Here is a 6,143-nt window from a genome sequence, read left to right as displayed (position 1 = left end):
TACTGGGCGTACTCGGTCTTGCGCCCGGTGCGGCGAGAGTGCGTGCCTGGGGGCACCTCCCAGCGGTAGCTGGGGGAGCGTCGCGGGGCAGACGGAACTTTGACGACAGACCCTAGCCGCGCAGCGGGTTGGGCAGTTCCAGGTAACGCGCGTCCGCGCCGTCGGCCCGGGTCCAGCGCAGGAGCAGGTTCGTCTTGGCCGGAAGGGAGGGGGCCCGCAGGAGCCGCGCGATCTCGGGCAGGCCGTGCTCGGCGTCGTAGCGCAGGAACTCCTCCCGGACCGCCGGCCACACCCGGCCGGCCAGCTCCGGCCGGTGCTCGGCCAGCGCCCCGGCCACCTCGGCCAGGTGGTTGACGACCAGGCAGTACACGAGCCGCTCCCAGGCGGCCTCCCGCGGCATGTCCTGCGGGAGTTTGACCCCCTCCGCGTCGCGGAAGAGGGCCTGCACGGGCATCCCCCGGCCGTCGACGGCGACCAGGCAGTTCTGGAGGTGCGCCTCCAGCACGATCCCGTGCCGCGCGAACAGGTCGAGCACCGGAGGCACGACGTGGCGCAGGTACGCCCGCCACCACCCCGCCGGATCGGGCGCGGCCTCCAGCGGGCTGCCGGGGAACCCCTCGGCGAGCGCGGCGCACAGCAGCGGGGTCGCCCCACGGACCACCCGCCCGCCCAGCCCGTCGCGGACCAGGACGGCGAGCTCCTCGAAGGCGAAGGCGGCGGTGCGGTAGCCGCGGTCGCACAGCCAGACCGCGCCGGAACCGGTGCGGCGGCGCAGGTCGGCGAAGCCCTCCTCCACGGCGGCGTCGGTGCGGCGCAGCTTCAGCAGGTCGTGGCGCCACAGCCGGCGCACGTCGTTGGTGATGCGGACGTCGAGGCTGAACTTCGCGAACAGGTCGGTGTCCGGGCCGGACGCGTGCACGGTCCGGATCGAGGCGGTGGGCCACACCGGCAGCCGGGTCGGGCCGAGCCGCAGCAGGCGCCCGTCGGCGAAGGCCTCGCGCACCTCCCGCCGTTCGGCGACCAGGTCGAGCTGCCAGGGGTGGGCGGGCAGCGCCCGGTAGCCGGCGGGCGGCCGCGGGCCGTCGAGGATCCTGGCCAGCGCGTCGACCGCCGCCGCGGCGGCCGGGCCGCCCTCCTCGACGGCCTGGTCCTCGCGCAGGCCCAGCATCACGAGCGGGAAGCGGGCGTGCGCCTCGGGGGCGTACGGCAGCCAGCTCGCGGCGGGGCCGCCGCCGCGGGTCTTGGGCGCGGGGTGGTGCGGGTGGCCCATGAGCAGGGCCTGCTCGGAACGGACGTACGGGTCCTCGGGCGCCTCGGCGGCGGCCCGGGCGGCCAGCAGCGCGGCGACCGTGTCGCGGCTGTCGCCCATCTCCACCGGCAGCTCGTCATTGGAGACACCCGTGTAGCGCAGCAGTTCGTCGGAGACGAGCTTGACGAGGTCGGCGTGGCCGAGCGGGTGCCAGCCGTCCTCGGTGCGCAGCTCGGGGTCCGCGGGGCGGCGTCCGCCGCCCACCCGCAGGAGCCGGCCGCTGCCGCGCAGCCGGTGGACCCGCCCGCCCTCGGCGTCGGTGACCTCCCGCAGCAGGCAGTTCAGGAGCGGGGCGGCGGCGTAGGCGTCGGCGGCGTTGAGGTCCACTGGTTCCATTCGGGCTTCGGGGCGTCGGTGCGCCGGCGTCCGCGGGAGGGTGCACCGGCCATGATCTTCAGTATCCGGGATGATGACTTGATCATCGGGTAATGCCCTCAGTCGAGGCGATCCGAAAGGAACGGGACCCTGGACCGCAGCACGCACGTTTCCCCGCCCGACCCCGGGCCCTCCGCGGCGGGTGCCGCCGAGGAGGCGGTCGCCGCCGCGCTGGCCGGCGTACGGCCCGGGCTCGGGCCGGCGTACGAGGCCGCGCTGGACGGCGCGCGCTCCGCCGTGCTGACCCGGCTCTGGCGGGCCCTGGCCTTCGAACCGCTGCCGTGGGTGGTGGGCCGGGAGCGGGGGCCGGACTCCCTGGCGCTGCTGCTGGCCGGGGGCGGACGGCTGGAGGGGCCGCGCCCGGACCCGTACGCGACGGACGCCTACGTCACCGAGGTGCGGCTCGACGGCCGCGCGTACCGGCAGGCGGCCCGGCTGGTCGAGGCCCTGCGGGTGCCGCACGGCGCGGCCGGGCCCCTCGGGGCCGCCTTCGCCTCCTTCGCCGCCGAACTGGACGACAGCACCGCCTCCCTCGCGCTGTCCCGGGCCGGGCAGCCGCAGGGGGAGCGGGCGGAGCCGCGCAGCACCCGGGAGTGGGAGCAGCGGGTGGTCGACGGGCATCCGTACCACCCCAACTGCCGTTCCCGGCCCGGGTTCTCGGTGGCCGAGCAGCTGGCGTACGCGCCGGAGCACGGGCCGCTGGTCGAACTCGGGCTGGTCCCCGTACGGACGCGGGAGTGCCTGGTGAGCGGGGAGTGGCCGGAGCGGCTGCGCGACGGGGACCGGATCCTGGTCCCGGTGCACCCGTGGCAGGCCGAGCACGTCCTGAAGGGCGAGGAGGTCCTGCCGGGGCCGGCGGCGCACCCGCTGATGGCGCTGCGCACGCTCGCGCCGGCGGCGGGGGGCGCCCATGTGAAGACGGCCCTGAGCACCCGGCTGACCTCCTCGGTCCGGGACATCTCCGCCTACTCCGTCGAGACGGCCGCCGTGGTCTCGGCCTTCGCGCACGCGCTGGCCGAGCGGCTGGACGGCCGCCTGCACATCACCCGCACCCTGGGTGCGGCCACGGCGTACAGCCCGGACCTGGCGGCGGTGCTCCGCGAGCCGCCGGAGGCGTACGCGCGGGCCGGGGAGCGGGTCGTGCCGGTGGCGGCGCTGGCGGGGACGGAACTGGCCCGTTCGCCGCGGTGGCAGGCGAGGTTCGCGCGGCTGGCGCTGTCGGTGTGCCTGCGGGTGCTGGAGCTCGGGGTGGCGCTGGAGGCCCACGGGCAGAACCTCCTGGTCGTCCTGGCGGCCGACGGCAGTCCGCTGCGGCTGGTCTACCGCGATCTGGCCGACATCCGGATCAGTCCGGCCCGGCTGACCCGGCACGGCCTGCCGGTGCCGCCGCTGTCCGGCCGGCTGGTGACGGACGACGAGACGGTGCTGCGGCGCAAGATGTTCGGCTCCCTGGCGGCCGGGGCGCTCGCGGCGACGGCGGGCTCGGAACGGGCCTTCGGGGAGGCGCTCGCGGCGGGCCTGGACGGCCTGGAGCCGACCGCCGACTCGGAGCTGCTGCGGGGGCCGCTGCCGGTGAAGGCGCTCACCCTGATGCGGCTGAGCCCGGGGGTGCCCGGGGACCAGTGGACGCGGCTGCCCAGCCCGCTGGCCGGGGGGTGAGGGGTGGGGGCGGGGGCCGGTGAATCCGGCGCTCCGCCCCACTAATGTGCAGGAGCATGACAGCCACCCCGCGCTTCCCCGCCGTACGGGCGTCCCACGAGCTCGTCGCCGTCGACCGGGCCCGGCCGCCGCTGGACGAACCGGTCGTGCGGCCGCTCGACCGGGCCCTGCTGGACGCGTTCGCCGCGTACGCGCGCGGCCAGGGCCGGGCGGTCGCCGACCTGGGCTGCGGTCCGGGCGGGATGACGGCGTACCTGGACCGGCGCGGGGTGCGCGCCTTCGGCGTCGACCTCTCCCCCGCGATGGTGGCGGTGGCCCGGCGCACGTATCCGGGGCTGCGCTTCGAGGTCGGACGGATGGCCGGGCTGGACGTGGCGGACGGGACGCTGGGCGGGGTCCTCTCCTGGTACGGGACCGCCCACACCCCGCCGGGGGAACTCCCGGACCTCTTCGCCGAGTTCGCCCGGGTGCTGGCGCCCGGCGGCTACGCGCTGGTCGCGTTCGCGGCCGGGGACGACGAGCCGCGCCGCCCGGAGCCCGCCGAGGGGGCTGCGGCGGTCGTCGACGCGGACGGGACCCCGCCCGGGGTGATGGCCGGCCTGCTGACTGAGGCCGGGCTGGCGGAGGTGGCCCGCCTGGTCCGCCGGCCCGACGAAGGGGAACACGGCCCCCAGGGCTTCGTCCTGTCCCGCAAACCACCGGCGCCCTGACCCCCTCCCCCGCCGCGCCGGTCCGGGGCCCGGGCCGGTGCCCGGCCGGGTGGGCTGATGCCGGGACACCTTTCGTCGTGGCGGGCCGGATTGCGCCGTTCGGGGGACAACTCGGCTTCGGCGGGCCCGCCTTCGTCTCGATCGCGGTGGGCGGTGGCAGGAAGGAAGTATGAATTTTCCACGCCGCCGGGTCCTCGCGGGAGCGGCCGCCGCCGTGCTCGGCGCCGCCGCGGCGGGCGGGCGCGCCGGCTCCCCCGCGGTGGCCGCCCCCCGTGCGCGGGCCTCCCGGGCGGGAGCCGCCGGGCCGGACTTCGGGGCGCTGGCCCGGGCGATGGACGGGCGGGTGGTCCTTCCGGGGGACGGGGACTACGCCGAGGCCCGGCAGCTGTTCCAGCCCCGCTACGACTCCGTCGCCCCCGGCGCCGTGGCCTATCCGGCGCACGCCGGCGACGTGGCCGTCTGCCTGGACTTCGCGCGCCGCTCGGCCGCCGCCGTGGTGCCGCGCGGCGGCGGGCACGGCTACGCCGGCTGGTCCACGGTGGCCGGCGGGCTCGTGGTCGACGTCGGGGCCATGGCCGGGGTGGCGGTCACGGGGGACGAGGTGCACGTGGGGGCCGGCGCCCGGCTGGCCGACGTGCACGCGGCCCTGGCCGGACGCGGCCTGGGCGTCCCCGCCGGGCTGTGCCCCTCCGTCGGCATCGCGGGCCTCACCCTCGGCGGCGGCCTGGGAATCGCCTCCCGGGCCCACGGCACCACCTCCGACCGGCTCACGGGCGCCCGCGTGGTGACCCCGGACGGGACGGTCCGCGAGGCCGGCGCCGATCAGGACCCGGAACTGTACTGGGCGTTGCGCGGCGGCGGGGGCGGCAACTTCGGGGTGGTCACCGAGTTCCGCCTGCGGACCCATCCGGCCGGGGACGCCGCCTTCGCCGAACTGCACTGGCCCGGCGCGGACTCGGCGGCGGTGGTGCGCGGCTGGCAGCGCTGGCTGGGCGGGCTGCCGGACCCGTTCTGGAGCCAGGCCGAGTTCACGGTGGGGTCCGGGGCCCCCGCCGCCCTGGCCGTCCGGGCGGTGTGCCTCGACGGCCGCGGGGAGCTGGAGCGCGAACTGGCCCGGCTATCGGGCCTGGTGGGGCGGGAGCCGCTGGACGCCTGGGTCACCGTACGGGGCTACGGGGACACCCTGCGGGCCATGGCGGGCTGCCCGGAGGGCGGTCCCGAGCAGTGCCGGCTGCCGGGGCGGCTGCCCGGCCGGGATCCCCGGGGGCGGCTGGGCCGGGACTCGTACGCGGCCCGCTCCGACTTCTGGGGCGGGCCCGGGCTGCCGGACGCGGCGGTCGGGGCGGTCCTGGACGCCGTCGGACGGTACGGGCGGGCGGCGCCGCCGGGCGGGCTGGGCGTGGTCCAGTTCGACGGGGTGTGCGGCGGGGCCGTGAACCGGGTGCCCGCCGGCGCCACCGCCTTCGTGCACCGCGACAGCGCCTTCCTGGCCCAGTACCTCGCGTACTGGCCGCCGTCCGCGACCGCCGCCGAGGTGGCCCGGCACCAGGGCTGGCTCGACGGGCTGTGGCGGGCCCTGCGCCCGTGGGCGGGCGGCCGGGCGTACCAGAACTACGCCGACCCGAAGCTGGCCGGCTGGCGCGAGGCCTACTACGGGCCGAACCTCCCCCGCCTGGAGCGGGTCCGGCGCACCTACGACCCGGACCGGCTGCTGCGTTTCCCCCAGGCCGTCTAGGCCGTACACGCCGTACAGGCCGTCACGAACAGGAACGAGACATGCTGCGTACGCTCACCCTGGCGGCGACGACCGCCGCCCTGCTGCTGCCGGGCGGGTCGCTGCCCGGCCTGGAGTCCGCGAGTGCCGAGGCCGCGGCCGGGCGCTGGACCGCGCGGGAGGCCGCCGCGTTCTGGACGCCGCAGCGGATGGCCTCGGCGGCCCCGGTCCCCGACCCGCCGGCCCCCGGCACCCCGGCCGCCGGCCCCACGGCACCGGGCGCCGCCTCCGGCGCCTTCCCGGCTTCCGGCGCCATGCCCCCCGGGTCCGGGGCCGCCGGCTCCACGACCCCGGGCGCTGCGGCCCCCGGGTCCGG

4 protein-coding genes and 1 pseudogene are annotated in these 6,143 nt (G+C 78.0%); 4 read left to right on the top strand and 1 reads right to left on the bottom strand.

The genetic code is table 11. The annotated features are described in order from the left end of the window. Nucleotides 1-112: 112 nt before the first annotated feature. Nucleotides 113-1,645, bottom strand: a complete 1,533-nt coding sequence (locus tag AB0F18_RS38040) for an IucA/IucC family protein (protein ID WP_362069764.1) — start codon at nt 1,643-1,645, stop codon at nt 113-115. A 210-nt stretch (nt 1,646-1,855) separates the two neighbouring features. On the opposite strand from AB0F18_RS38040, the gene AB0F18_RS38035 reads away from it, so the two are divergent. The 4 genes and pseudogenes from AB0F18_RS38035 to AB0F18_RS38020 form a co-directional block, all read left to right on the top strand. Continuing rightward, the gene (locus tag AB0F18_RS38035) at nt 1,856-3,343 is read left to right on the top strand and encodes an IucA/IucC family protein (RefSeq protein ID WP_362069767.1); all 1,488 of its coding nucleotides are present in this window, start codon (nt 1,856-1,858) and stop codon (nt 3,341-3,343) included. A gap of 56 nt (nt 3,344-3,399) precedes the next feature. Beyond that, nucleotides 3,400-4,053, top strand: coding sequence for a class I SAM-dependent methyltransferase (locus AB0F18_RS38030; RefSeq protein WP_362069762.1), 654 nt, complete (start codon nt 3,400-3,402; stop codon nt 4,051-4,053). A gap of 169 nt (nt 4,054-4,222) precedes the next feature. Then, nucleotides 4,223-5,788, top strand: coding sequence for an FAD-binding oxidoreductase (locus tag AB0F18_RS38025; protein ID WP_362069759.1), 1,566 nt, complete (start codon nt 4,223-4,225; stop codon nt 5,786-5,788). Between the two features lie 41 nt (nt 5,789-5,829). Further along, nucleotides 5,830-6,143: pseudogene (locus tag AB0F18_RS38020) on the top strand (hypothetical protein); the annotation flags it as partial.

This window comes from Streptomyces sp. NPDC029216 (assembly GCF_040648015.1).
Lineage (GTDB): Bacteria > Actinomycetota > Actinomycetes > Streptomycetales > Streptomycetaceae > Streptomyces.
The sequence above is the reverse complement of the archived record's forward strand: the minus strand, read 5'-3'. Positions and strand labels throughout refer to the sequence as shown.

Bases quoted from the DNA above. Each gene is read 5' to 3' on its own strand.
- AB0F18_RS38025 (WP_362069759.1), top strand. From the start codon at position 4,223: ATGAATTTTCCACGCCGCCGGGTCCTCGCGGGAGCGGCCGCCGCCGTG.
- AB0F18_RS38040 (WP_362069764.1), bottom strand. From the start codon at position 1,645: ATGGAACCAGTGGACCTCAACGCCGCCGACGCCTACGCCGCCGCCCCG.
- AB0F18_RS38030 (WP_362069762.1), top strand. From the start codon at position 3,400: ATGACAGCCACCCCGCGCTTCCCCGCCGTACGGGCGTCCCACGAGCTC.